Here is a 24,618-nt window from a genome sequence, read left to right as displayed (position 1 = left end):
TTCCGATGACAGAGGGGGACGCCATGCAACGCCACGCGGTCATGTTCCGGATCAAGCCGGGCAGCCAGGACGCCGTGCGCAAGCTGATGTCGGGGTACCGGGCCCCGCGGCAGCTGGCCGACGGCAAGTCCCGGCTGATCAGCACGTCGGTGTTCATGAAGGACGACATCGTGGTGCGAATGATCGAGATCGAGGGGGACCTGCCGACGCTGATGCGGCACCTGTCCCAGGATCCCAACATCCAGAAGCTGGAACGGGAGTTGGAGCGGCACCTGGCCGAGAAGCGCGACATGAGCACGCCCGAGGGCGCCAGTGAGTACTTCCGCAAGGCGATGATGGAGACCGTCACGACCCGTATGGCGCCGCCGCCCGAGCCCGCGCTCAGCGGACACTGACGGCGCCGCCGGACCGGCGCCCGCACGCGTTGGCGCGAAGGGCGCCGGCGATCCTTTCCCATGACCCGCGGAGAAGACGACTCGATGATGATCGCCGGGGAAGTGGCCCGCCTTTGGTGAACGCATGGGAATTCAGTGAGCGTCCGGCGGTATATGTCCATTGCCGTACGACGTGTCGAGCCGCCGGACCATCTCGTCACCGGCGCGCGGACATCATCCGGGAGCTCGCGTCCGGCGGCGCTCCCCGCTTTTACCGTCACTTCGCGGTGCCCTGAAACGGAGGCGCAGGCAGTGGAACCCGTGCGCGTGCTGATCGCCGACGACCAGCCGCTGGTGCGCGAGGGGCTGCGGGCCACCCTCGCGCAGGCGGACGGCCTCCGGATCGTCGGCGAGGCGTGCGACGGGCTGGACGCGGTGCGGCTTGCCCAGGCGACGCGTCCGGGCGTGGTGCTGATGGACATCCGCATGCCGGGCCTGGACGGCCTGGAGGCCACCGAGCGGCTGTGCGGCCCCGACGGCGTGCCGGGCGTGCGGATCATCATGCTCACGATGTTCGACCAGGACGAACACGTGTTCGGCGCGCTGCGCGCGGGGGCCAGCGGGTTCCTGCTCAAGGACGTTCCCGGCGAGAAGATCGTCGAGGCGGTGCGCGTGGTGGCCGCCGGGGACGCCCTGCTGGCCCCGGCCGTCACCCGCCGGCTGATCGCCGAGTTCGCCCGCCGCCCGACCGTCACGCCCGCCTCGGCGGCCGCGCTGGACGGGCTGACCGCACGCGAGACCGACGTGTGGAAGCTGCTGGTGCGCGGTTACGGCAACGAGGAGATCGCCCGGCTGCTCTCCCTCGGGGAAAGCACCGTGAAATCGCACGTGCAGCATCTCTACCAGAAACTCGGCGTGCGCGACCGCGTCCAGTTGGTCATTCACGCCTACGAGTGCGGATTGCTGCGCCCGGGCGTCGCGATGACCTCCGCCGAGCGGATGAGCTGACCACCACGCGGGGGACGCGGCAATTCATGTCGGCGTGGGAAGACGCCGGGTGAAATACGGCTCTAACGTGATGGGCGTCGTGTTTTTTCAGAGAAATCGGGGAGTGAGCCGCCGTGCCTGATCGGACCCTCATCGTCGCCCGTCTCAAACCAGGCGGAGCCGACGGCGTCGCCCGGCTATTCGCCGACTCGGACGCGTCGGAACTGCCCCGCGCGCTGGGCGTCGTCCGGCGTCACCTCTACCAGTTCCACGGACTGTATTTCCATTACGTGGAATTCGAGGGGGACGCTCGGGCGGCGGTGGAGAGCGCCCGCGGGCGCGCCGACTTCAAGCGGCTCAGCGACGACCTGCAGGCCTACGTGATGGCCTACGACCCGGCGACGTGGCGTGCCCCGAAGGACGCCATGGCCGAGGAGTTCTACCGGTGGACGCCGGAGGAGGGCGCGCGGGGGCCCGCGCTGCGGGAGCCCGCGCCGCCCGGGACCGCCGCGCGGAGGGACGGATGAGTGGCGGCACCCTGGCCGCCTCGGACAGGCGTGCCCAGGTCGCCGGGCGCTGGGTGCGGTGTGCGGGCTGCGGCACGACCGTGTACGTCCCGAGGCTGACCAGATCGCTGGGCGTGTGCCCGGACTGCGGGCACCACCACCGCCTGCGCGCGGCCGAACGCCTCGACCACCTGCTCGACCCGGGGTCGTTCGCCGCCGCGCCCGACCGCGTCCGCAGCGCCGACCCGCTGGGCTTCCACGACCGGATGCCCTATCCGGAGCGGCTGGCGCGGGCCAGGGAGAGCACCTCTCTGGACGACGCGGTCGTCCGCGGACGCGGCACCGTGCAGGGCGCTCCGGTCGTCGTGGCCGTCATGGACTTCGCGTTCATGGGCGGCAGCATGGGCTCGGCGGTCGGCGAGGCGGTGACGCGGGCGGCCGAGGAGGCGCTGGCGACCCGCACGCCGCTGCTGCTCGTCGTGGCCTCCGGCGGCGCCCGCATGCAGGAGGGCTGCCTGTCGCTGATGCAGATGGCCAAGACCGCGCAGGCGGTCCGCGCCTGCGCGCGCGCCGGGGTGCTGACGGTGAGCGTGCTGACCGATCCCACGTTCGGCGGGGTCACCGCGTCGTTCGCCACGCTGACCGACATCGTGCTGGCCGAGCCGCGCGCCCTGATCGGGTTCGCCGGGCCGCGGGTGGTCGAGTCGGCCACCGGCCGGGCGCTGCCCGAGGGCTTCCAGACCGCCGAGTACCTGCGCGAGCACGGCATGGTCGACCGCGTCGACCCGCGCGCCAACCTGCGCCCGGTGCTCGCCCGTGTCCTGTCGCTGTGCGCGCCGCGCGCCGCGGACGCCGGGCGGTACGAGGCGCCGCGGCGGCCGGACGCGCCGGAGCGCGACGCCTGGGAGACCGTGCGCTTCGCCCGCGACATCAACCGTCCCACCACACTGGACTACGTCGGCATGATGTGCGCCGACTTCGTCGAACTGCACGGCGACCGCGCGCACGGCGACGACCCGGCGATCGTGGGCGGCCCGGCCCGGCTCGGCGGCCGCAATGTCATGGTCGTCGGCCACCAGAAGGCGCACGACACCGCCGGGCTGGTGGCCCGCAACTTCGGCATGCCGCACCCCGAGGGGTACCGCAAGGCGGTGCGGCTGATGCGGCTGGCCGAGCGGCTCGGCCTGCCCGTCGTCACCCTGGTCGACACGCAGGGCGCGGCGGCGGGCGTGGGGGCCGAGGAGCGCGGCCAGGCGTGGGCGATCGCCGAGTCGATCGCGGCGATGGCCGAGCTGACCGTGCCGGTCGTCGCCACCGTGATCGGGGAGGGCGGCAGCGGCGGCGCGCTCGCGCTGGCCGTGGCCGACCGGGTGCTGATGATGGAGCACGCCTGCTACTCGGTGATCAGCCCGGAGAGCTGCTCGGTGATCCTCTGCGGGGATCCGGGCCGGGCGGCGGCGATGGCCGGGGCGCTGCGCGTCACGGCGCCCGAGCTGATGCGGCTCGGCGTCGTCGACGGCGTGGTGCCCGAACCCGGCGGCGGCGCCCAGCGCGCGCCCGAGGACGCCGCCGACGCACTGAAGGCGGCCGTGCTGGCCGCGCTGCACGAACTGGACGGGCTGGACGGGGCCGAACTGGTGGCCCGGCGTCACGCCCGCTTCCGCGACCTGGGGGTGGTCGCCGATGTCTGAACACTTCGCACCCGCCGCGGCGGACGACGCGCGGCGCGCCGCCGGCAACGGCGTGGTCAAGGGCCGTTCCCGAGGGGACGTCACGCACGGCCGTAACGGGACGAACCTGGCGCAGGACCCGGCCCCGAACGGCGCGGGCACAGGCCCGTCCGGAAACGGGAACGGGTCGGGCAACGGAGCCGGGAACGGGTCCGGGAACGGGGCCGTCAAGGGTGGTCCCAACGGGAACGGCGCCGCCAAGGCCGCCGGGAACGGAGCCGCCAAGGAGCGGCACCGCAACGGCCTGGGCAGAAGCCGGCCCGCCGGCGACGCCGCGCGGGCGGCCGGCACCGCGGCCCGGCCCGACTGGGAGGGGTTGCTGCGCGTCCTGCGCGAGGAGGTCGCCTGCCTGGTCAAGACCGTGCCCGGGCCGCTGGCCCAGCTCGCGGTGCGCGCCGGTGACTGCTCGTTCGAGATCACCTGGGGGCCGGCCGGGGGGCCCGCCGCGGGCGGCGTGAACGGTGAGGTCGCCGCCGCGGGCGGCGGGGGCGCGGTGCCCGCGCCGGCCGGGCCGGTCGACGCCGCGCAGGCCGACGAGGAGCTGGAGACCTGCGCCGCGCCGCTGGTCGGCACGTTCTACCGGTCCCCGGCGCCGGGCGAGGCGCCGTTCGTGGAGGTCGGCGACCGGGTGGAGGCCGGACAGCCGGTCGGGATCATCGAGGCGATGAAGCTGATGAACGAGATCCCGGCGGCCTGCTCGGGCGAGGTCGTGGACGTGGTCGTCCCCGACGCCGCCCCGGTGGAGTTCGGCCAGCCGCTGGTGCGCATCCGCCCCGACCAGCGCCCGGACCAGCGCCCCGACCACCGTGCCGACCACCGGCAGGACTGACCGGGGGCCCGCGGTGTTCCAGAAGATCCTCATCGCCAACCGAGGCGAGATCGCCGTGCGGATCGCCCGCACCTGCCGGGAGATGGGCATCGCCACCGTCGCGGTGCACTCCACGGCCGACCGGGACGGCCGCGCCGCGGCGTACGCCGACGAGACCGTGCAGATCGGCCCGCCGCAGGCGCGGCGCAGCTACATGTACGTGCCCGCGATCATCGAGGCGGCGCTGCGCACCGGCGCCGACGCGATCCACCCCGGCTACGGATTCCTGTCGGAGGACCCCGACTTCGCCCGGATCTGCGCCGAGCACGGCATCGCGTTCATCGGCCCGCCGCCCGAGGTCATGGAGGTCGCGGGCGACAAGGCCCGGGTGCGCGGCCTGCTGGCCGACGCGGGGCTGCCGGTGCTGCCCGGCAGCGACGGCACGCTGCCGACCCTCGACGACGCCCAGGAGGTGGCGCGGTCCGTCGGCTACCCGGTGATCGTCAAGGCGGCCGCGGGCGGCGGGGGACGCGGCATCGCGGTGGCCGACTCGCCGTCCGCGCTGCGCCGCGCCTACCGGGAGACCACGGCGGTCGCCCGCACCGTGTTCGGGTCGGGCGAGGTGTACCTGGAGCGGTACGTGCCCGCCGCCCGGCACGTCGAGGTGCAGCTGCTGTGCGACGGGCACGGCACGGCGCTCCACCTGGGCGAGCGCGACTGCTCCCTGCAGCGGCGCCGGCAGAAGCTGATCGAGGAGGCGCCGTCCCCGGGGCTGTCGCCGCACCTGCGCGCCCGGCTGGGCGAGTACGCGGTCATGGCGGCCCGCGCCCTGGGCTACGAGGGCGCCGGGACGGTGGAGTTCCTCGTCGACCACTCGGGCCGGCCCACGTTCATGGAGGTGAACGCGCGGATCCAGGTCGAGCACCCGGTCACCGAGATGATCACCGGCCTGGACCTGGTCCGCGAGCAGATCCGCGTCGCGGCGGGGGAGCGGCTCACGCTGACCCAGCGGGACGTGCGGGCCTCGGGCTGGGCGATCGAGTGCCGGATCAACGCCGAGGACCCCGACGCCGACTTCCGTCCCACGCCCGGGGTGCTGGAGGTGTTCCGCCCGCCCGGCGGGCCGGGGACGCGCGTCGACTCGGGCTTCGCCCAGGGCGACCGGGTGCCCTCCCACTACGACTCGCTGATCGCCAAGCTGGTCGTCTGGGCGCCCACCCGGGAGCAGGCCGTCGCCCGAGCCGACCGGGCCCTGGCCGAGTTCACCGTCCACGGTCCGGGCGTGGCGACCACCGTCCCGCTGCTGCGCGAGTTGCTGGCGCATCCGGACTTCGCCGCGGGACGGCACCACACGAATCTCGTCGACCAGATGACCCGTTCGAAAGGAGACAGCGATGTCCGAGAAGACGACGTCCGCACCGGTGCTCACCGATGACGACGTCCTGACGCTGCTGCGCGCGGTGGGCGCGTCCGCCGGCGTGACGGCCGGCGACCACGGCAGGTCCTTCGAGGAACTGGGCCTGGACTCGCTGGCGCGCTTCGAGATCGCCAGCCGGATCAAGAACCGCTACGGCGTGGACATCGAGGACGACATCACCGCCGAGACCAGTCCCGCCGGAGTGCGCGAACTGGTCAACGGCAGGCTCGCCGGGGCCTGAGGGCCCGCGGGGCCCGCCCGGGCCCCGCGGCAACGCGCCGGCCCGTGAGCGGGCCCGCAGAGGAGAGGACGACATGATCGGCACCACCGACAACTCGATCGTCATCGACGCGCCCGCCGGGTACGTCTTCACCAGGACCAACGACGTGCGCGGCTGGCCGGAACTGTTCACCGAGTACGCCAGTGTGGAGGTGCTCGACGAGGAGGAGCACGCGGTCACCTTCCGGCTCACCATGCACCCCGACGAGAACGGCACGTCCTGGTCGTGGGTGTCGCGCCGGGAGTGGGACCCGCGCACCCGCACCGTGCGGGCCCGCCGCGTGGAGACCGGCCCGTTCGAGTTCATGGACATCATCTGGACGTTCGAGGAGCTCGAACCCGACCGCACCCGGATGCGCTGGGTGCAGCACTTCCGCATGAAGCCGGACGCGCCCGTGGACGACGAGTGGATGACCGGCAACATCAACCGCAACTCGGTCGAGCAGATGCGGATCATCAAGGAGCGGCTGGAGGCGCGGCGCAGCACGGTGATGGGGCTGGACGACGTGCCGTCCAACACCCGGCGCGGCGGCGACATGCGCACGCTGCTGGCCCCGAGCACCATCGGCTCGGCGTTCGCGTTCGGCGGGGCGATGCGCCTCGGCCCGCACGAGCGCACCCGCGAGCACTACCACCCGTACTCGGAGGAGTTCCTGTTCGTCACGTCCGGGGAGATGCGCGTCGAACTGGACGGGCGGCCCACGACCATCGGCGCGGGGCAGGCCATGCTCATCCCGCGCGGCGTGCGGCACCGCGTGACCGGCGGCGACCGCGAGTCGCTGGTGGTGTTCCACCTGAGCCCGCTCGCGCCGCGTCCCGACCTCGGCCACGTCGACACCGAGGACGAGCCGGCGGGCGCCGCGGGCAGCGCCGCGCCCGCCGCGTCCGCCGCCGCGCAAGCCCGGCCGGGGAACGCCGGGCCGGGGAACGCCGGGGCCAAGTCGGGCCGGGCGGGCGCGAAGACGGGCGCGAAGACGGGCGCGAAGACGGGCCCGAAGCCGCGCGTGAGGGAGACGTCGTGAGGCCCGAGAAGGGCGCGGCGAGGCGTTCCCGGTCCGCCGCCGGGGCGCGGCGGACCGTCGTCACGGGCATCGGCGTCGTGGCGCCGGGCGGCGGCGACCGCGAGGAGTTCTGGCGGCGGATCGTCAACGGCAAACCGGCCATCCGGCGCATCACCTTCTTCGATCCCGCGCGCTTCCGGTCCCAGGTGGCGGCCGAGTGCGACTTCGTGCCGGCCCACTACGGGCTGACGCCCCGGGAGGTGCGGCGCACCGACCGGTTCGTGCAGCTGGCGATGGCGGCCGCCGACGAGGCGGTCGCCGACAGCGGCCTGGACCCCCGGGGCGTCGACACCGACCGGATGGGGGTGTCGCTCGGCACGGCCACCGGCGCCGCCGCGACGCTGGAGGACGAGTACGTGGTCGCCAGCGACCACGGCAGACACTGGGTGGTCGACGCCGAGCACGTCATGCCGTTCCTGTACCAGGCGCTGGTGCCGTCCAGCGGCGCCAGCGAGCTGGCGGTGCGGTACGGCGCGCACGGGCCCGCCGCCGTGATCTCCACCGGGTGCACCGCGGGCATCGACGCCATCGGGCACGCGCACCGGCTGATCGTCGACGGCGAGGCCGACGTGATGGTGGCGGGCGCGTCGGAGGCGCCGGTCACGCCGTTCTCGGCCGCCGCGTTCGACGCGATCCGGGCGACCACCCCGCACAACGACGACCCGGAGGGCGCGTCCCGGCCGTTCGACGCCGACCGGCGGGGCTTCGTGCTCGGCGAGGGCTGCGCGGTGCTCCTGCTGGAGGAGCTGGCGCACGCCCGGGCCCGCGGCGCCGAGATCTACTGCGAGATCACCGGGTACAGCACCCGCGCCAACGCCTTCCACATGACCGGGCTGCGGCCCGACGGCCTGGAGCTGGCCGAGGCCATCCGCGACGCCATGCGGCAGGCCCGGCTCGACCCCGCCGACCTGGGGTACATCAGCGCCCACGGGTCCGGCACCAAGATGAACGACCGGCACGAGACCGCCGCCTACAAGCGCGCGCTGGGCCACACCGCCTACCAGGTGCCGATCAGCTCCATCAAGTCGGTGGTCGGGCACTCGCTCGGCGCGATCGGGTCGATCGAGATGGCCGCGTGCGCGCTGGTGATCCAGCGCGGGGTCATCCCGCCCACCGCCAACCTGCACACTCCGGACCCCGACTGCGACCTGGACTACACGCCCGTCACGGCCCGGGAGGCGCGGGTGGACCACGCGCTGTCGGCGGGCAGCGGCTTCGGCGGCTTCCAGTCCGCCATGATCTTCTCCCGGCTCGCGGGCGGCCGGGCGGACTCATGAGCGCGGGAGGCGGCCGCACGGCCGCGACCCTCAGCCGCGGGCGGACCCGCGGGGCCGGCGGCGCGGACGGCGGCCGCGTGACGGTGATCAGCGGGATCGGCGTGGTCGCGCCGACCGGCATCGGCGTGGCCGAGCACTGGGCGGCGACCCTGCGCGGCACGTGCGGGCTGGCGCCGATCACCGCGTTCGACACCGCGGACCTGCCGATCCACGTGGCCGGGCAGGTGACCGGGTTCGACGCCGAACGGCTCGTCCCCGACCGGCTGCGGGTGCAGACCGACCGGTGGACGTGGATGGCGCTGGCCGCCGCCGAGATGGCGCTGGCCGACGCGCGGCTGGACCCGGCCGCGGAGGACGACCCGTTCGCCCTGGGCGTGCTGACCTCCAGCGCGTCGGGCGGCAACGAGTTCGGCCAGCGGGAGATCCAGGCGCTGTACGCGCAGGGCCCGCAGGACGTCACCGCCTACCAGTCGATCGCCTGGTTCTACGCAGCCAGCACCGGCCAGCTGTCGATCCGGCACGGCATCAAGGGGCCGTGCGGCGTCGTCATGTCCGACGGCGCCGGCGGCATCGACGTGGTGGCGCAGGCCCGCCGGCTGATCCGGCGCGGCGCCGAGGCGGTGCTGGCGGGCGGCGCCGAGGCGCCGCTGTCCCCGTACGCGATCACCTGCCACGGGACGCGGGAGATGAGCGGCGGGCACGACCCGCGCACCGCCTACCGCCCGTTCGCGCGGTCGGCGAGCGGCGCGGTGCCCGGGGAGGGCGGCGCGATCCTGGTCGTGGAGGAGCGCGAGCGGGCGCTGCGCCGGGGCGCGCCCACGATCTACGCCGAGCTGGCCGGCACGGCGTCCACCCACGACGCGCACCGGCCCGCCGGGCCGCCGCCGGACCACCGGCAGCTCGCCCGGGCCATGCGCCTGGCCATCGAACGCGCCGGGCTCACCCCGCAGGACGTGGACGTGGTGTTCGCCGACGGGGCGGGCGACCCGGCGCGCGACGCGCTGGAGGCCGCGGCGATCAACGACGTGTTCGCGCACGCGGTCGGGGCCATCCCGGTAACGGTGCCCAAGACCATGACGGGGCGGCTCGGCTCGGGCGCCGCCGCGCTCGACCTGGCCTGGGCGGCGCTGGCGCTGCACCACGACACGATCCCGCCGTCGGTCAACCTGGACGCCGACGGCGGCTACGGCCTGGACCTGGTCAGCGAGCCCCGCGAGCACGCCGCGCTGCGCCACGCGCTGGTGGTGGCGCGCGGGTCGGGCGGGTTCAACGCCGCCGCCGTGCTACGGACGGTGCGCCATGACGTCGGATGACGCCCCGCCCGAAGCCTCACCCGGTGCGTCGCCCGGCGCCTCGTTCGCAACCTCGTTCGGAACCTCGTTCGGCGCCTCGCCCGGTGCGTCGGTCCCGGCGTCGGCCGGGGTTCCGGGCGGGGCGCCGGGCGGCCGGCGCGCCGCGGGCAGCGGCAGCCGGGCGCGCACCAGGAAGCCGTCGCCGGGCGGGCGCCCGAAGGTGAACGATCCGCCCCGCGCGGTGACGGTCTCGACCAGTCCGCGCAGGCCCTGCCCGCCGGGACCGGCCCAGCCGTCCCCGGGCGGGTGCCCGCCCTCGTTGGTCACGGTGATGCGCAGCTCGTCGCCGTACTCGATCAGCACGCGCAGCCTGCCCCCGCCGTGCTTGAGCGCGTTGGCCAGGCTCTCCTGGACGATGTGCAGCGCGGTGGTGCGCAGGTCGAGCGGCAGCGCGGGCTCGCGCCCGGTCACCTCCAGCTCGACGGCGCGCCGGTCGGGCATCCGCCCGATCAGCTCGGCGGCCCGCTGCGACAGCAGCCAGCCGCCGGGCTCGGGCGCGCCGCGCAGCGTGCCGATGATCTGCCGCATGTCCCGCAGCGTCGCCTGGGCGGTCTCGTCGATCAGCCGGGCCACCGACTGCGCCTGCGCGCTGACCGCCGGCAGCCGCCGCGAGTGCATGGCGATGACGACCAGCCCGTGGCCGACCGCGTCGTGCAGCTCGCGTGCGATGCGCTGGCGTTCGCGCTGCACGGCCAGGGTGACCCCGTCGGCCTCCCCCCGGCCCAAGCGGCCGTGCCGCTGCACCACCCGGTGACCCAGCGCCGCCCCCGCCAGCACGCCGATCGCCGCGCCGCCCGCCAGCAGGCCGATCCGGCGGTCGCGCCATCGGGCGGGTGCCTGCGCGGCGGGCCCGCCGTTCGCGGGCAGCGCCGTCCGCGGCCGCGTCACGGCCCCGTGTCCCTTGTCAACTCGCCCCCGAAGATGTCGCCCCGCCGACCCCCTGCACCGCCACTGACCAGTCAGGATGGTAGGCGCGCCGAAGCAGGTGATCAAGAAGATCAATGTCAAGAATGCCGTCGCAGGCGGTAGATCACGATGTCCGTGACGGTGCTCGCGACGTGCCGGCCGCGGCGAATGTGACAATCTGGGCGGATGCGCACGGTCGTGACGGGGGTGGCGGGGTTCCTGGGATCCCATGTGGCTGAGGCGCTGCTGGCCCGCGGGCACACGGTGCTGGGCGTCGACCGCCGTTCCCCGGACCTGGACGAGACCGCCGCGCGCAACCTGGCCGGTGCGCTGGAGCGGCCGGGGTTCCGCCTCGTCGTCGCCGACCTCAACCACACGCCGCTGGAACCGTTGCTGGACGAGGCCGTCACCGTCTACCACCTGGCGGCCGTCCCCGGGGTGCGCGCCTCGTGGGGGCCGCGGTTCGGCGCCTACGTGGCGTCCAACGTGCTGGCGACGCGGCGCGTCGTGGCCGCCTGCGCGCGTGTGCGGACGCCCCGGCTGGTGTTCGCGTCCTCCTCCAGCGTGTACGGAACGACCACCGGGCTGCCCTCACGCGAGGACGACCCGACCCTGCCCGCCTCGCCGTACGGGATGACCAAGCTGGCGGCCGAACGGCTGTGCCTGGCCCACGCCCGCGAGGCGGACGCCCGCACCTCGGTCGTGGCGCTGCGGTACTTCACCCTCTACGGCCCCCGTCAGCGCCCCGACATGATGATCAGCCGGGTGCTGCGGGCGGCGCTCACCGGCGAGCCCGTGCGCGTGTACGGCGACGGCACTCAGCGCCGTGACTTCACCTACGTCGGCGATGCCGTCGCCGCGACCCTGGCTGCGGGGGCGGTCGCGGCGCGCGCCGAGGCGGTCAACGTCGGCGGCGGCGCCGGCGTGTCCCTGCGGGAGCTGCTCGACCTGGCCGCCGAGGTCACCGGCCGCCCGGTCCCGGTGATCGATGACGTGCCGCAGCGCGGGGACGTCGCCGTCACCTGCGCCGACCTCGCCAAGGCCCGCGACCTGCTCGGCCACGTCCCCGCCACCGGCCTGGCCGAGGGCCTGGCCCGCCAGTGGGAGCACCTGACGGCCGCCGTCACCGGGTGACGCCCGAGTGGCGGCGCGGCAGGGGCACGACCCTGCGGACGCGGTGGCGGCTGTTCATGGCGGCGCGTTCGGCGGTGCGGGCCTGCGCCTCGGTGCCGGCCGAGTCCAGCTGCCACGGGACGCTGCAGACCATGACGCCGGGGCGGAACAGCAGCCGGGTCTTCAGGCGCAGGGCGCTCTGGTTGTGCAGCACCTGCTCCCACCAGTGCCCGACGACGTACTCGGGGATGAACACGCACACCACGTCGCGGGGGCTCCTGCGGCGGACGCGCGACACGTAGTCCAGCACCGGGCCGGTGATGTCCCGGTACGGGGAGTCCAGGACGACCAGCGGCACCGGGATGTCGCGTTCCCGCCACTCGCGTTCCAGCTCGGCCACCTGGGCGGGGGAGCCGTCCACCGTGACGGCGGTCAGGGTGCTGGGATGGGTGGCGCGGGCGAACGCCAGCGCCCGCAGGGTCGGGGTGTGCAGCCTGGACACCAGCACCACCGCGTGGATGCGGCTGGGCAGCGGCACCGGCTCGTCGCCCGGCCGCAGCTCGGCGTCCAGCCGGTCGTAGTGCCGCCGGATCGCCCTCATCATCCAGAACACCAGCGGCATCGCCACGCACACGATCCAGGCGCCGTGGGTGAACTTGAAGACGACCACGATCACCAGGACCAGCGCGGTCAGCGTGCCGCCCAGCCCGTTGACCAGCCGGGACCGGTGGACGCGGCCGCGGGGCGCGGCGTCGTCCGTGCGCAGCGTCCGGGTCCAGTGCCGCACCATGCCCCACTGGCTGAGGGTGAACGAGACGAACACCCCGATGATGTACAGCTGGATCAGCCGGGTGGTACTGGCGTCGAACGCCCAGATCAGCGCGATCGCCAGCAGCGCCAGCAGCACGATGCCGTTGCTGAACACCAGCCGGTCGCCGCGGCGGCCGAACTGGCGCGGCAGGTAGCCGTCCTCGCCCAGGATCGAGGCCAGGATCGGGAACCCGTTGAACGCGGTGTTGGCCGCCAGCACCAGGATCGCCGCGGTGAACGCCGCGACCAGGAAGAACGGCAACGAGCCGGCGCCGAACACCGCCGCCGCCTCCTGCGCGATCACGGTCTTCTGCATGTAGCCCGGGGGCGCGCCCGCCAGCCGTCCGGGGGCGTCGGCGACGTGCACGCGCGCCGCCATCGCCAGCGCCGTGATGCCCGCGAACATCGTCACGGTGATCGCGCCCATGAGCGCCAGGGTGGCCGCCGCGTTGGCCGGCTTGGGCGGCCGGAAGTTCGGCACCCCGTTGCTGACCGCCTCCACGCCCGTCAGCGCGGTGCAGCCCTGGGAGAAGGAGCGCAGCACGATCGCCGCGGCCAGCAGCCCGGCGGCCTGGTGGGTCGGCTCGACGCGCAGCGACGCCGACTCGGCCACCGGCACGTGGCCGGTCAGCGCGCGCACCGCGCCCCAGGCGAGCATGGCGAACACCACGGTGACGAACCCGTAGGTGGGGATCGCGAACACCGTGCCCGACTCCTTGACGCCGCGCAGGTTCATCACCGTCAGCACCGCGATCATCGCGACGCACAGCTGCACCGCGTACGGGTGCAGCGCGGGGAGCGCCGACACGATGTTCGCGACGCCGGCGGCCACCGACACCGCCACCGTCAGCACGTAGTCGATCAGCAGCGCGCTGGCGGCGACCAGCGAGGCGTTCACGCCCAGGTTGGCGCGGCTGACCGCGTACGCGCCGCCGCCGTCGGGATAGGCGCGGCAGGTCTGCCGGTACGACAGCACCACGACGGCCAGCAGGGCGATCACCGCCGCGGCCACCCAGGGCGTCAGGTGCAGCAGCGCCATGCCGCCCAGGCCCAGCCCGAGCAGGATCTCCTCGGTGGCGTAGGCGTTGGACGACAGGGGGTCGCTGCAGAACACCGGCAGCGCCAGGCGTTTGGGCAACAGGGTCTCGCCCATCTGCTGAGTGCGCAGCGGGCGCCCCACCAGAAAGCGCTTGGGGAGTCTAAGGACGGCCTTCACGGCGACCACCTCATGCGCCGCGTACCCGGCCGGGCCCCCGCCTAACGGCGAGGTCCGGCCGAAGAGTCCAGGTCGCAGCGTCAGGGGTCGAAGCGGTAGCCCATGCCGGGCTCGGTGATCAGGTGCCGGGGACGGGCCGGGTCGGGCTCCAGCTTGCGGCGCAGCTGGGCCAGGTAGACGCGCAGGTAGCCGGTCTCCTTCTCGTACGCCGGGCCCCACACCTCGCGCAGCAGCCGCTTCTGGTCGACCAGCCGCCCGGCGTTGCGGACCAGCACCTCCAGCACGTGCCACTCGGTGGGCGTCAGCCGCACGCCGGCGCCGCCGCGGGTGACCTTCCGGGCGGCCAGGTCGACGGTGAACGCGGCGGTCTCCACCACGGCGTGCTCCCCGGCGGGGGCGGCGCGGCGGACGGCGGCGCGCAGCCGGGCCAGCAGCTCGTCCATGCCGAACGGCTTGGTGACGTAGTCGTCGGCGCCGACGTCCAGGGCCTCCACCTTGTCGGCGGACGCCTGCCGCGCCGACAGCACGATGATCGGCACGTTCAGCCACCCGCGCAGCCCCTGGATGACCTCGACGCCGTCCATGTCCGGCAGGCCCAGGTCGAGCACCACCACGTCCGGGCGGCGGCGGGCCGCCAGGTCCAGGGCGGTGCGGCCGTCGGGCGCGGCGTCCACCTCGTAGCCGCGGGCCCGCAGGTTGATCCGCAGCGCCCGGACGAGCTGCGGCTCGTCCTCGACGACCAGTACGCGCGTCACCGTGTGCCTCCCTGCGGTTCCCGTGCGGGTCCGTGTTCCGGCGCGGGCGGCCCGTCCGGCGCGGGGGATGGTACGGGGGACGGTACGGGGGACGGCGCGGGCGCGAGCGGCAGCGCGAACACCATGGTCAGCCCGCCGCCGGGGGTGTCCTCGGCGTCCAGGGTGCCGCCCATGGCCTCGACGAACCCGCGCGCGACGGCCAGCCCGAGGCCGACCCCGGTGCCGCGCCTGCCGTCGTCCAGCCGCTGGAAGGGGCCGAAGACGCGCTCCTTGTCGGCGTCCGGCACGCCCGGCCCGCGGTCGACGACGCGGATCTCCAGCCGGCCGGGGCCGCCGCCGAAACGCAGCTCGTCCGCCGACACCAGCACCGTGCCGGGGCTGTGCCGGACCGCGTTCTCCACCACGTTGGCCAGCGCCCGCTCCAGGAGCCCGGCGTCGGCGGGCACGGGCGGCAGCGTGTCGGGCACGTCCACCACGACGCGGCCCGGGGGGACGCCCCGCAGCGCCCCCGGCAGCACCTCGTCCACCGCGACCGGCCGGGTCAGCGGCGTCACCGCGCCGGTCTGCAGGCGGCTCATGTCCAGCAGGTTGCCGATCAGCCCGTCGAGCCGGTCGGCCGACTCCTCGATGGCGGCCAGCAGCTCGGCCTCGTCCTCGGGGTCCCAGGTCACGTCCGCCGAACGCAGGCTGCTGACGGCGGCCTTGATCGACGCCAGCGGGGTGCGCAGGTCGTGGGAGACCGCGGCCAGCAGCGCGGTGCGGATCCGGTTGCCCTCGGCGAGCCGGCGGGCGTGCGCCGCCTCCTCGGCCAGCCGCCGCCACTCCAGCACCGCCGCGGCCTGCGCGGCGAACGCCGTCAGGACGCGCCGGTCGGCGGCGGGCAGCACCCGTCCGCGCAGCGCCAGCACCGTCTCGCCGCGCCCGTCCGGCCCGGATCCGGCGGGCACCGCGGCGTGCGCGTCGGCGTCCTCGGGGTCGGCGCACGGGCCGGGACCGGCGGCGCCGAGCGTGACCCAGCCGTGGCCGGAACGCTCCAGCAGCGCGACCGACCCGGCCCCGAACGTCTCGCGGACGCGCCGCAGCAGCGCGGGCAGCGCCTGCTCGCCGCGCAGCACGCTGGTGGCCAGCATGCTCAGCGTCTCGGCCTCGGCGCCGCTGCGCGCGGCCTGCGCGGTGCGGCGGGCGGCCAGGTCCACCACCGACGACACCGCCACCGCCACCCCCACGAAGATCACCAGCGCGGCGACGTGCTCGAACCGGGCGACGTTCATCGTGTGGTACGGCGGGGTGAAGAACCAGTTGGCCAGCAGGCAGCCCAGGACCGCCGCGGCCACCGCGGGCCACAGCCCGCCCACCAGCGCGACCCCGACCGTCAGCGCCAGGTAGAACAGGATGTCGGTGGTCAGCCCCGACTCGCCGCGCAGGCCCGTCAGCACCGCGGTCAGCAGCGCCGGGCCCGCCACGGCCAGCGCCCACCCGGTGGCGCGGCGGCGGCGGCTCAGCGCCGGCCCGGCCATCCGGCCCGGCCCGCGGCCCTTGCCGACGTGCTCGTGGGTGACGATGTGCACGTCCAGGTCCCCGGCCTCGCGCGCCACGGTGGTGCCCACGCCCGGCCCGAACACGAACTGCCAGCCGGGCCTGCGGCTGGACCCCAGCACCAGCTGGGTGGCGTTGACGCCGCGCGCGAACTCCAGCAGCGCCGTCGGGACGTCGTCGCCGACCACCTGGTGGTACGTGCCGCCCAGGCTCTCCAGCAGCGCCCGCTGCCGGGCCGGCTCGCGCGGGAAGCGCTCGGTGAGGCCGTCGCCGCGCACCACCCGCACCGCCAGCAGGTCGGCGTGCCCGGCGTGCGCGGCCAGCCGCGCCGCCCGCCGGATCAGCGTGTCGCCCTCCGGGCCGCCGGTCAGCGCCACCACGATCCGCTCGCGCGCCTCCCAGGGCCGGGTGATGCCGTGCCGGTGCCGGTAGCGGGCCAGGACCTCGTCCACCCGGTCGGCCACCCACAGCAGCGCGATCTCCCGCAGCGCGGTCAGGTTCCCGGCGCGGAAGTAGTTGGCCAGCGCCGCGTCGATCTCCTCCGGCGGGTAGACGGCGCCGTGCGCCATGCGGCGCCGCAGCGCCTCGGCGGTCATGTCGACCATCTCGATCTGCTCGGCGCGGCGGACCACCTCGTCGGGGACGGTCTCGCGCTGGCGCACCCCGGTGATGCGCTCGACCACGTCGTTCAGCGACTCCAGGTGCTGGACGTTGACGGTGGAGATCACGTCGACGCCCGCCTCCAGCAGCTCCTCGATGTCCTGCCAGCGCTTGGCGTTGCGCGAGCCCGGCACGTTGGTGTGCGCCAGCTCGTCGACCAGCGCCACCCGCGGTCCGCGGGCCAGCACCGCGTCCACGTCCATCTCGGTGAACGTCCGGCCCCGGTGGCGGATCTCCCGGCGGGGGACGACCTCCAGGTCGCCGATCTGCTCGGCGGTGCGGGCGCGGCCGTGCGTCTCGACGAGCCCGACGACCACGTCGGTGCCGCGGGCGGCGCGCCGCCGTCCCTCGTTCAGCATGGCGTAGGTCTTGCCGACGCCGGGCGCGGCGCCCAGGTAGATGCGCCAGGTGCCCCGCTTGCCCATGCCCGTTCACCCCCCAGGCCCGGATCATCCCCGTTTTGTGGCTATGCGAAATCTACGGGTCGCTCGCCGCGCGGCCGGACGCGCGGTCCGCGTCGAAGCGGTACGCGTCGAAGCGGTACGGGCCGGGCAGGGCGGCGCCGTCCTCGGCGGTGCCCGCGGCGGGCAGCGACACGATCATGGTGAGGCCGCCGCCGGGGGTCTCCTCGGGGGTCAGGGTGCCGCCCATCGCCTCGGTCAGCCCGCGCGACAGCGCCAGACCGAGCCCGACCCCGGTCCCGGCGGACCGGTCGTCCAGGCGCTGGAACGGCAGGAACACCCGGTCCCGGGCGGCGGGCGGGATGCCGGGGCCGCGGTCGATCACCCGGATCTCCACGTGTTCGGCGTGCGCGCTGGCGGTCACCGCGACGGGCTCGCCGCCGGGCGGGTTGTGCCGCACGGCGTTGCCGACGAGGTTGGCCAGGACCCGTTCCAGCAGCGCCGGGTCGGCGAGCACGTCCGGCAGCGTGTCCGGCACCCGGATGCGGACCTCCGCGTCGCCCACCTCGCCGAGCGCCCGCGGCACCAGGTCCCCGACGGCGACGCGCGCCGGGGACATGCCGAGCGCCCCGGCCTGCAGGCGGCTCATGTCCAGCAGGTTGGCCACCAGCCGGTCCAGGCGGTCCAGCGACTCGGCGGCGGTGTCGAGCAGCTCGTCGCGGTCCTCCTCGCTCCAGTCGACGTCCCGGCTGCGCAGGCCGTCGACGGCGACCTTGGCGGAGGCGAGCGGGGTGCGCAGGTCGTGGCCGACGGCGTTGAGCAGGGCGGTGCGCATCCGGTCGGCCTCGGCCAGCGGCCGCACCTGCTCGGCCTCGGCGCTCAGCCGCTGCTGCCGCAGCGCCACGGCGGCGTGCGCGGCGAACGCCTCCAGCACCCGCCGGTCCTCGGCCCGCAGGGTGCGCCCCCGCATGACCAGCACCAGTTCCTCGGAGATCGGGATCTCGTTCTCCCCGGCCCGCGGAGCCGGGCACGGCGGACCGCCCGCGGTGGCCACGATGCGCCAGCGCTCCGGGTCGCCGTGCAGGCCGGGGGTCTCGGCGGTGCCCGGCTCGCGCTCCAGCAGCGTCACCGCCGTCAGCCCGAACGTCTCGCGCAGCCGTTCGAGGATGTCGCGCGGCGCGCTCTGCCCGCGCAGCACGCCGCCCGCCAGCGTGGACAGCACCTCCGCCTCGGTGCGCGCCCTGGCCGCCTCGCGGCTGCGCCGGTAGTTGACGTCCACCACGGCGCTGATCGCCGCGGCCACCACCACGAACACCACCAGCGCCAGCAGGTTGTCCCGCTCGGCGATCGTGAACCGGTACGTCGGCGGGGTGAAGAAGTAGTTGAGCAGCAGCGACCCGGCCACGGCCGCGAACAGCGCCGGGTACAGCCCGCCGGCCAGCGCCGCGCCGATCACCGCGACCAGGAACAGCAGGATGTCGCTGGGCAGCGAAAGGTCGGGCTGAGCGGTGCGCAGCAGGACCGTCAGCAGCGGCAGCAGCGCGGCCGCCAGCGCGAAGCCCGCCGTGCGGCGCCGCCCCGACAGCCGGCCGCCCGGCGACCGCGGCCGCCGGCCCCGGCTCACCTCCTCGTGGGCGACCAGGTGCACGTCGATCGTCCCGGACAGGGCGGTGGTGGTGACCCCGACGCCGCGGGAGAGGAGCTGCGCGACGCGGCCCCGGCGGGACGCGCCCAGCACCAGCTGGGTGGCGTTGACGCCGCGCGCGAAGTCCAGCAGCGCGGTCGGCACGTCGTCGCCGACCACCTGGTGGTACGTGCCGCCCAGGCTCTCCACCAGCGTGCGCTGGCGGACCAGGTGGGCCGGGTCGGCGCCGGTCAGCCCGTCGCCGGAGGCGACGTGCACGGCCAGCAGGTCGGCGCCCTTGGAGCGGTCGGCGATGCGGGCGGCGCGGCGGATCAGCGTGTCGCCCTCGGGCCCGCCGGTCAGCGCCACCACGACGCGTTCGCGGGCCTCCCAGGTGCCGCGGATGCCGTGGTCGGCGCGGTAGCGGTCGAGCTGGTCGTCGACCTTGCCGGCCAGCCACAGCAGCGCCAGCTCGCGCAGCGCGGTCAGGTTGCCGACGCGGAAGTAGTTGCCGAGGGCGGCGTCGATCTTCTCCGGGGCGTAGACGTTGCCGTGCGCCATGCGGCGCCGCAGGGCCTCGGGGGCCATGTCGATCAGCTCGACCTGGTCGGCGCGGCGGACCACCTCGTCGGGGACGGTCTCGCGCTGCGGCACGCCGGTGATGGCCTCCACGACGTCGTTCACCGAGTCCAGGTGCTGGATGTTGACGGTGGAGATCACGTCGATGCCCGCGTCGAGGATCTCGTCGATGTCCTGCCACCGCTTGGCGTTGCGCGAGCCCGGCACGTTGGTGTGCGCCAGCTCGTCGACCAGCGCCACCTGCGGGCGCCGCGCGATCACCGCGTCGACGTCCAGTTCGGTGAAGGCGGTGCCCCGGTAGGGGACGACGCGGCGGGGGACCACCTCCAGCCCGTCGAGCAGTTCCCGGGTGCGGGGCCTGCCGTGGGTCTCCACGAACCCGGCCACCACGTCGGTGCCGCGCCCCCGGCGGCGGCGGGCCTCCGCGAGCATCGCGTAGGTCTTGCCGACGCCGGGGGCGGCCCCCAGGTAGACGCGGAGCCGCCCGCGCGCCATGGTCGCTCCCCTCTCAGCCGTGGTAGGGGTTGGTGCTGTCCAGTTGCAGGTTGAGCCGGACGACGTTCACCACGGGTTCGCCCATGAACCCCAGGGCGCGTCCCGTCTGGTTGTGCCGGACGGCCGCCCGCACCTGCGCGAGCGTCATGCCGCGCGCCCGGGCCACGCGCGGCGCCTGCAGCATCGCGTAGGCGGGGCTGATGTGCGGGTCCAGGCCGCTGCCGCTGGCGGTGACCGCGTCGGCGGGCACCTTCGGCGTGGCGGGCGCGTTCCCCCGGATCGGCACGGTCAGCCCGGTGGACAGGTCCTCTCCGGGCGTGGCGCACTCGACCCGCACGCCCTCGTAGGCGGTCAGGAACGGCCTGGCCGGGCACGCCTGGTTGGCGCTCACCACACGGGTCGGCCTGGGGACGGACCCGCCCGCGGTGCGCGTCCCGAACACCTTGAGCACCGCCCCGACGCCGTCGGGCGTGCAGTACGGGCGGGAACCGTCCACGCCCTCCAGTTCCCCGACCGCCTTGCTGCGCTCGCAGACCCGGGTGAGCAGGCTCTGCCGGCCCTCGGCGCCGGGCGAGGGCAGCCTGTCCAGGACGTCCTCGGGGCCGAGGTTGCTCGCGCCGGTGGACAGCGGGTCGTACCCGTCGCCGGCGGCGGACGGGCGGCTCTGGAAGTACTGCCGCAGGGGGCGGCCGTCCCGGCCGGTGAACGACTGGCCGACGAGCGCGCTGCCCGCCGTCCGGCCGCCGGCGGTCGTGACGACCGACCCGCCGGCCTTGCCCCTGAGGCCGGGGGACTGCGCCACCGCGAACACCGCGAGCGGGTAGGCGACGCCGAGGACCACCGTGAGGACCAGCAGCGCGCGCACGGCGGCCAGGTGCCGGCGGATCCAGCTAGGCATAAGCATGTCAGGACATCCCAGGAAGGAACCGGACGATCAGGTCGATGAGCTTGATGCCGGCGAACGGCGCCACCAGCCCGCCCAGCCCGTAGACGGCCAGGTTGCGGGACAGCAGCGTGGCGGCGCTGCTCGGCCGGTACTTCACCCCGCGCAGGGCGAGCGGGATCAGCGCCACGATGATCAGCGCGTTGAAGATCACCGCGGACAGGATCGCCGACTGCGGGCTGTGCAGCCGCATCACGTTCAGCGCGTCCAGCCCGGGGTACAGCGCCGCGAACATCGCCGGGATGATCGCGAAGTACTTGGCGATGTCGTTGGCGATGGAGAAGGTGGTCAGCGCGCCGCGGGTGATGAGCAGCTGCTTGCCGATCGCGACGATCTCGATGAGCTTGGTCGGGTCGGAGTCCAGGTCCACCATGTTCCCGGCCTCCTTGGCGGCCGTGGTCCCGGTGTTCATGGCCACCCCGACGTCGGCCTGCGCCAGCGCGGGCGCGTCGTTGGTGCCGTCGCCGGTCATCGCGACCAGGCGTCCCCCCTCCTGCTCCTTCTTGATGAGGGCGAGCTTGTCCTCCGGCCTGGCCTCGGCCAGGTAGTCGTCCACCCCGGCCTCCTCGGCGATCGCCCGGGCGGTCAGCGGGTTGTCCCCGGTGATCATGACGGTGCGGATGCCCATCGCCCGCATCGCGGCGAACCGCTCCCGCATGCCCCGCTTCACCACGTCCTTGAGGTGGATCACCCCCAGCACGCGGGCCTCGCCGTCGCGGCACTCGGCGACCGCCAGCGGCGTGCCGCCGGACGCGGAGATGCCGTCGACGATCTCCGCCAGCCGGTCCGGGACCGTCCCGCCGCGCTCGCGCACCCACGCCGCGACCGCCCCGGCCGCGCCCTTGCGCAGCGACCGGTTCATCCCCTCGTCCAGGTCGACGCCCGACATCCGGGTCTGCGCGGTGAACGGCACCCACGTGGCGTGCGCCAGCTCGCCGGGGGAGCGCTCGCGCAGCCCGTGCGCCCGTTTGGCCAGCACGACCACCGAGCGGCCCTCGGGGGTCTCGTCGGCGAGGCTGGCCAGCTGCGCCGCGCCGGCCAGCTCGTCCGCGGCCACGCCGTCCAGCGGGAGGAACTCCGCCGCCTGCCGGTCGCCGAGCGTGATCGTGCCGGTCTTGTCCAGCAGCAGCGTGTTCACGTCGCCCGCCGCCTCGACGGCGCGTCCGCTCATCGCCAGCACGTTGCGCTGCACGAGCCGGTCCATCCCGGCGATGCCGACCGCCGACAGCAGCGCGCCGATCGTCGTCGGGATCAGGCACACCAGCAGCGCCACCAGCACGATGCCGGTGATCCCGTGCGGGCCGAGCGCCGGGGAGTCGGGCACGCCGGGGTTGGCGTGCCGGGAGTAGACCGCCAGCGGCTGCAGCGTTGCGGTGGCCAGCAGGAAGATGATCGTCAGCGCGGCCAGCAGGATGTTCAGCGCGATCTCGTTGGGCGTCTTCTGCCGGGTGGCGCCCTCCACCAGGGCGATCATCCGGTCGATGAAGCTCTCCCCGGGCCGCTGCGTGACGCGCACGACGATCCGGTCCGACAGCACCCTGGTGCCGCCGGTGACGGCGGACCGGTCGCCGCCCGACTCGCGGATCACCGGGGCCGACTCGCCGGTGATCGCCGACTCGTCCACGCTGGCGATGCCCTCGACCACGTCCCCGTCGGCCGGGATCAGCTGCCCGGCCTCCACCACGACGATGTCGCCCGGACGCAGCTCGGGGGCGGGCACGGTCTCCTCGGCCGCGTCGGCCCGGCCGGGCGACCAGCCGGTCAGGCGGCGCGCCACCATGTCCTTCTTGGCCCGGCGCAGCGTGTCGGCCTGCGCCCTGCCGCGTCCCTCGGCCACCGCCTCGGCCAGGTTCGCGAAGATCACCGTCAGCCACAGCCACGCCACGACCAGCCAGCCGAACCAGCTCGGCCGCGCGACCGCCAGCACCGTGGACCACACCGCGCCGACCTCCACGATCAGCATGACCGGGTTGCGCCACAGCGTGCGCGGGTCGAGCTTGCGCACCGCGTCCGGCAGCGACCGCAGCAGCTGCCCCGGGTCGAGCAGGCCGCTCCGGACCCGTCCCGGCGGGGTGGGGGCGGGCGGCCGCGCCGGGCGTCCGGACATGCGGGTCCGCACGGTCATCAGTGGATCCCTTCGGCCAGCGGCCCGAGCGCCAGCGCGGGCAGGAACGTGAGCGCGACCAGCACGACCGTCACGCCGGCGACCATGCCGACGAACTGCGGCCGGTGGGTGGGCAGCGTGCCCTCCGAGGCGGGCGTGGCGCCCTGCCGGGCCAGCGACCCGGCCAGCGCCAGCACGAACACGATCGGCAGGAACCGGCCCAGCGCCATGCACAGGCCGAGCGCGGTGTTGTAGAAGACCGTGTTCGCGCCGAGCCCGGCGAACGCCGACCCGTTGTTGTTGGACGCCGAGGTGAACGCGTACAGCACCTCGCTCAGCCCGTGCGGTCCGGAGTTGAGCATCCCCGCGCGGCCGTCGCCGGTCGCCATCGCCGTCCCGGCGCCGACCAGCACCAGCACCGGCGTCGTCAGGAAGTACAGCGAGGCGAACTTCATCTCCCGGCCGCCGATCTTCTTGCCCAGGTACTCGGGGGTGCGGCCGACCATCAGCCCGGCCACGAACACCGTGACCACGGCCAGGATCAGCATGCCGTACAGGCCCGAGCCGGCACCGCCCGGCGCGACCTCGCCGAGCATCATGTTGACCAGCGGCATCATGCCGCCGAGGCCGGTGTAGGAGTCGTGGGCCGAGTTCACCGCGCCGGTCGAGGTCAGCGTGGTGGCCGCGGCGAACACCGCCGAGTTCAGCACCCCGAACCGGGTCTCGGTGCCCTCCGCGGCCGCCCCCACCGCCGTGGGCACCGTGCCGTGGTGCATGCCTTGGAACAGCATGGTCAGCGACACGCTGACCAACGCCAGCACGGTCATCACCGCGGCGATCGCGTAGCCCTGCCGCACCTGGCCCACCAGCCGGCCGAACGTGCGGGTCAGCGCGAACGGGATGAGCAGGATCAGGAAGATCTGCAGCCAGCTCGTCCAGGCGGTGGGGTTCTCCAACGGGTGCGCGGAGTTGGCGTTGTAGAACCCGCCGCCGTTGGTGCCCAGCTCCTTGATGGCCTCCTGGCTCGCCACCGGCCCGCCGGTCAGCGCCTGGTGGCCGCCCGCGACCGTGCCCACCGTGTGGTCGGGCGGGTTCCAGAAGTTCTGCACCGCGCCGCCCGCTACCAGGACGATCGCGGCGGCGAACGCGACGGGCAGCAGGATCCGCAGCGACCCGCGGGTCAGGTCCACCCAGAAGTTGCCGAGCCGGTCGGTCCTCGTGCGCGCGAACCCGCGGACCAGCGCGACCGCCACGGCCATGCCGGTCGCCGCCGACACGAAGTTCTGCACCGCCAGCCCGGCCATCTGCACCAGGTGGCCCATCGTCGACTCGCCCGAGTACGACTGCCAGTTGGTGTTGGTGACGAAGCTGACGGCGGTGTTCCACGCCTGGTCCGGCTCGACCGGCGCCATGCCCAGGCTCAGCAGCAGCCGGTTCTGCAGCCGCTGGAACCCGTACAGGAACAGCACGCTGACGAGCGAGAACGCCAGCACGCTCCGCGCGTAGACGCCCCAGCGCTGCTCGGCCCCGGGGTCGACGCCCATCAGCCGGTAGATCCGGCGTTCGGGACGGGAGTGCCGCGTTCCCGAGTAGACCCGGTACATGTAGTCGCCCAGCGGCCGGTACGCCGCGGCCAGGGCGAGCACGAGCGATCCCAGGAAAAGGACGCCCGCCGTCATCGAGCT

Annotated in this window: 19 protein-coding genes; 11 read left to right on the top strand and 8 right to left on the bottom strand. The window is 74.7% G+C overall.

Annotated features, from left to right (window positions below; all coding sequences use genetic code 11):
• Window positions 1-5: 5 nt before the first annotated feature.
• From ABD811_RS03605 to ABD811_RS03560, 10 genes are all read left to right on the top strand, one after another.
• Window positions 6-395, top strand: a complete 390-nt coding sequence (locus ABD811_RS03605) for a SchA/CurD-like domain-containing protein (RefSeq protein ID WP_344940590.1) — start codon at window positions 6-8, stop codon at window positions 393-395.
• Between the two features lie 291 nt (window positions 396-686).
• Window positions 687-1,382 carry a response regulator gene (locus ABD811_RS03600; RefSeq protein WP_344940587.1) on the top strand — a complete coding sequence of 232 codons (696 nt, stop codon included), beginning with the start codon at window positions 687-689 and terminating at the stop codon, window positions 1,380-1,382.
• 113 nt (window positions 1,383-1,495) lie between these two features.
• Window positions 1,496-1,888, top strand: coding sequence for a TcmI family type II polyketide cyclase (locus tag ABD811_RS03595; RefSeq protein WP_344940584.1), 393 nt, complete (start codon window positions 1,496-1,498; stop codon window positions 1,886-1,888).
• The gene (locus ABD811_RS03590) at window positions 1,885-3,558 is read left to right on the top strand and encodes an acetyl-CoA carboxylase carboxyltransferase subunit alpha (RefSeq protein ID WP_344940580.1); all 1,674 of its coding nucleotides are present in this window, start codon (window positions 1,885-1,887) and stop codon (window positions 3,556-3,558) included. The genes ABD811_RS03595 and ABD811_RS03590 overlap by 4 nt, the downstream gene beginning before the upstream one ends.
• Complete coding sequence (gene accB / locus ABD811_RS03585) at window positions 3,551-4,426, top strand: acetyl-CoA carboxylase biotin carboxyl carrier protein (RefSeq protein WP_344940577.1); 876 nt, start codon at window positions 3,551-3,553, stop codon at window positions 4,424-4,426. Before ABD811_RS03590 ends, accB begins: the two co-directional genes overlap by 8 nt.
• A gap of 13 nt (window positions 4,427-4,439) precedes the next feature.
• Window positions 4,440-5,840 carry an acetyl-CoA carboxylase biotin carboxylase subunit gene (locus ABD811_RS03580; protein ID WP_344940574.1) on the top strand — a complete coding sequence of 467 codons (1,401 nt, stop codon included), beginning with the start codon at window positions 4,440-4,442 and terminating at the stop codon, window positions 5,838-5,840.
• Entirely contained in the window at window positions 5,800-6,063 is a 264-nt protein-coding gene (locus ABD811_RS03575) for an acyl carrier protein (RefSeq protein ID WP_344940571.1), read from the top strand. The genes ABD811_RS03580 and ABD811_RS03575 overlap by 41 nt, the downstream gene beginning before the upstream one ends.
• Window positions 6,064-6,136: 73 nt before the next feature.
• A complete protein-coding gene (locus tag ABD811_RS03570) occupies window positions 6,137-7,123 on the top strand; it encodes a cupin domain-containing protein (protein ID WP_344940568.1) in 987 nt (328 codons plus the stop codon).
• Entirely contained in the window at window positions 7,120-8,439 is a 1,320-nt protein-coding gene (locus ABD811_RS03565) for a beta-ketoacyl-[acyl-carrier-protein] synthase family protein (protein ID WP_344940565.1), read from the top strand. The genes ABD811_RS03570 and ABD811_RS03565 overlap by 4 nt, the downstream gene beginning before the upstream one ends.
• Window positions 8,436-9,752, top strand: a complete 1,317-nt coding sequence (locus tag ABD811_RS03560) for a beta-ketoacyl synthase N-terminal-like domain-containing protein (protein ID WP_344940562.1) — start codon at window positions 8,436-8,438, stop codon at window positions 9,750-9,752. The genes ABD811_RS03565 and ABD811_RS03560 overlap by 4 nt, the downstream gene beginning before the upstream one ends.
• On the opposite strand, the gene ABD811_RS03555 is transcribed toward ABD811_RS03560, so the two are convergent.
• Entirely contained in the window at window positions 9,723-10,679 is a 957-nt protein-coding gene (locus tag ABD811_RS03555) for a sensor histidine kinase (RefSeq protein ID WP_344940559.1), read from the bottom strand. The two genes, ABD811_RS03560 and ABD811_RS03555, sit on opposite strands and share 30 nt — an antisense overlap.
• A 204-nt stretch (window positions 10,680-10,883) precedes the next feature.
• Between ABD811_RS03555 and ABD811_RS03550 the strand changes: the two genes are divergently transcribed.
• On the top strand, window positions 10,884-11,831 hold the full coding sequence (locus ABD811_RS03550) for an NAD-dependent epimerase/dehydratase family protein (RefSeq protein ID WP_344940556.1): 948 nt from the start codon (window positions 10,884-10,886) through the stop codon (window positions 11,829-11,831).
• On the opposite strand, the gene ABD811_RS03545 is transcribed toward ABD811_RS03550, so the two are convergent.
• From ABD811_RS03545 to kdpA, 7 genes are all read right to left on the bottom strand, one after another.
• Complete coding sequence (locus ABD811_RS03545; RefSeq protein ID WP_344940554.1) at window positions 11,821-13,836, bottom strand: APC family permease; 2,016 nt, start codon at window positions 13,834-13,836, stop codon at window positions 11,821-11,823. The two genes, ABD811_RS03550 and ABD811_RS03545, sit on opposite strands and share 11 nt — an antisense overlap.
• Window positions 13,837-13,916: 80 nt before the next feature.
• Window positions 13,917-14,591, bottom strand: a complete 675-nt coding sequence (locus ABD811_RS03540; protein WP_344940552.1) for a response regulator — start codon at window positions 14,589-14,591, stop codon at window positions 13,917-13,919.
• Window positions 14,588-17,212 (bottom strand): DUF4118 domain-containing protein, encoded by a 2,625-nt coding sequence (locus tag ABD811_RS03535; RefSeq protein WP_344940549.1) that lies wholly within the window; start codon window positions 17,210-17,212, stop codon window positions 14,588-14,590. The genes ABD811_RS03540 and ABD811_RS03535 overlap by 4 nt, the downstream gene beginning before the upstream one ends.
• Before the next feature lie 52 nt (window positions 17,213-17,264).
• On the bottom strand, window positions 17,265-19,886 hold the full coding sequence (locus tag ABD811_RS03530) for a sensor histidine kinase (RefSeq protein WP_344940547.1): 2,622 nt from the start codon (window positions 19,884-19,886) through the stop codon (window positions 17,265-17,267).
• 13 nt (window positions 19,887-19,899) lie between these two features.
• Entirely contained in the window at window positions 19,900-20,784 is an 885-nt protein-coding gene (locus tag ABD811_RS03525; RefSeq protein WP_344941064.1) for a potassium-transporting ATPase subunit C, read from the bottom strand.
• Between the two features lie 7 nt (window positions 20,785-20,791).
• Window positions 20,792-22,954: a potassium-transporting ATPase subunit KdpB gene (gene kdpB / locus ABD811_RS03520; RefSeq protein WP_344940544.1), complete on the bottom strand. Its 2,163-nt coding sequence runs from the start codon at window positions 22,952-22,954 to the stop codon at window positions 20,792-20,794.
• Window positions 22,954-24,612: a potassium-transporting ATPase subunit KdpA gene (gene kdpA / locus ABD811_RS03515; RefSeq protein ID WP_344940541.1), complete on the bottom strand. Its 1,659-nt coding sequence runs from the start codon at window positions 24,610-24,612 to the stop codon at window positions 22,954-22,956. Before kdpA ends, kdpB begins: the two co-directional genes overlap by 1 nt.
• Between the last annotated feature and the right edge of the window lie 6 nt (window positions 24,613-24,618).

The organism is Actinomadura miaoliensis (genome assembly GCF_039536785.1).
In the GTDB taxonomy this organism is placed as follows: Bacteria; Actinomycetota; Actinomycetes; order Streptosporangiales; family Streptosporangiaceae; genus Spirillospora; species Spirillospora miaoliensis.
Note: the sequence above shows the minus strand (reverse complement) of the source record. Positions and strands in the feature narration are given on the sequence as shown.